General features: G+C 67.0%; 1 protein-coding gene. It reads left to right on the plus strand.

The features are described from left to right. Positions 1-1,855 (plus strand): hypothetical protein (locus tag J4G12_10190; GenBank protein ID MCE2456160.1); only part of this gene is annotated, 1,855 nt, incomplete at both ends.

The raw sequence follows: 1,855 nt of genomic DNA on the forward strand, positions 1-1,855 counted from the left end.
AACGACCTCACCGGTCCGATTCCGTCCGAACTTGCCGATCTCGCCCAGCTGCGGGTTCTAGGGTTGAACCACGGCGCGCTGGAGGGCCCGATTCCGTCCGAACTCGGCAACCTGGTCAGCCTGGAAAGGCTCGAGCTTTACGACAATGCGCTGGAGGGCCCAATCCCGGCCGAACTCGGCAACCTGGTGAAGCTTGACTGGCTCCAACTGGCCTTTAACAACCTCACCGGCGCAATCCCGCAGAGCTTCCTGCAACTCGACAGTCTTCAAACCTTCCACATCCGGGGCAACGAAAGTCTTTGCGTGCCCGGCATTTCCGCATTTGTGGTATGGCTGGAGGGCATCGAACGCCGGGACGAGTCGGACGCTCTCTGCAACGAGTCCGACCGGAAGGTGCTCGAGGTGTTGTTCGAGCGAGCGGGCGGTCCCCGCTGGACAAATGCCGACGGGTGGGTCGGCGGCCCGGCCCTGGACGAGTGGTATGGGGTCCGCGCCGACTCGTTGGGTCGCGTGGCGGCCCTCGACCTGGAACGAAACGGGCTCTCGGGACGACTCCCTGCGAGTCTCGGGACGTTGGCTCGGATGACGGAGTTGAGGATCGGTGGCAACACGGCTCTGTCCGGCCCGCTTCCGCAGTCGCTGGCGGGGCTGTCGTTGCGCGCGCTTCACTACGAGGGGACCGACGTTTGCGCACCGTCTCAAGCTGGGTTCCAGGAATGGTTGAACGCGATACCGTCCCACGAGGGTACGGGCGTCGCGTGCGCGCCGCTGTCGGACCGCGAGATCCTGGAGGTCGCATACGAGACGCTTGGCGGACCCGACTGGGCCAATTCCGACAACTGGCTGACGGATCGGCCGCTCGGGGACTGGTATGGAGTGGAGGTCGACGACCAGGGGCGCGTGACCGGCCTGTCACTGACCTACAACCGTCTCTCGGGGGTCATCCCCCCCGAACTCGGAAGTCTGCAGCATCTGGATCAGCTGAACCTCGGTGGTAGCAATTCCGACTTGGCGGGAGTGATCCCGGCCGAACTCGGCGACCTCGCCAATCTGATATCACTCAGCCTGTGGGGGAGCGACCTGGAAGGCGCGATTCCCGCCGAACTCGGGCGCCTCCGCAACCTGGGGTGGCTCGACCTCTCGGACAATCACTTGGCGGGGACGGTCCCGTCCGAGCTTGGAGACCTTGCCGAACTGCGCGGTTTGTTCCTCGGTGGCAACGAACTGACAGGGCCGATCCCGGGCGAGTTGGGCAGCCTGTCCCACCTTCGAAGGCTGGCTCTCGCCCGGAACGGGCTGGCCGGCTCGCTGCCCCCCGAGCTGGGCCGCCTTGCCAGACTCCGAGAGCTGCATGCCGGGCACAACGAACTGCAGGGTGCGGTGCCGGTGGAGTTCCGAGGACTGACGAGCCTCCGAGAGCTCTCCCTGTCGGGCAACGCGGAGATGTCCGGCGCCCTTCCCGCCGAGCTGACCGCCTTGAACTTGCTCGAAACGCTCGTGGCCGACGGCACAGGACTCTGCGCGCCGTCCGACGCCGACTTCCTCGACTGGCTGGACGGCCTGCCGAACGGGCGCATTCCCCCATGCGGAAGCGGTCCTGCGATGGCGTATCTCGTGCAGACGGTGCAATCGCGGGAGTTCCCGGTCCCGCTCGTGGCGGGCGAGGAGGCGCTGCTGCGGACGTTCGTCACGGCGACGCGGGAGAACCGGGAGGCGCTGCCACGCGTCCGCGCCTCGTTCCATGTGGGCGGGGCGCTCGTCCACACGGCCGAGATTCCCCCAAGCGCCGGTCCGATTCCGACCGAGGTGGAGCAGGGATCGCTGGCCGCGTCCGCCAACGCCGCGATCCCGGCCG

The sequence above is a fragment of the Gemmatimonadota bacterium genome (assembly GCA_021295815.1).
Taxonomy (GTDB): domain Bacteria; phylum Gemmatimonadota; class Gemmatimonadetes; order Longimicrobiales; family Gaopeijiaceae; genus JAGWBQ01.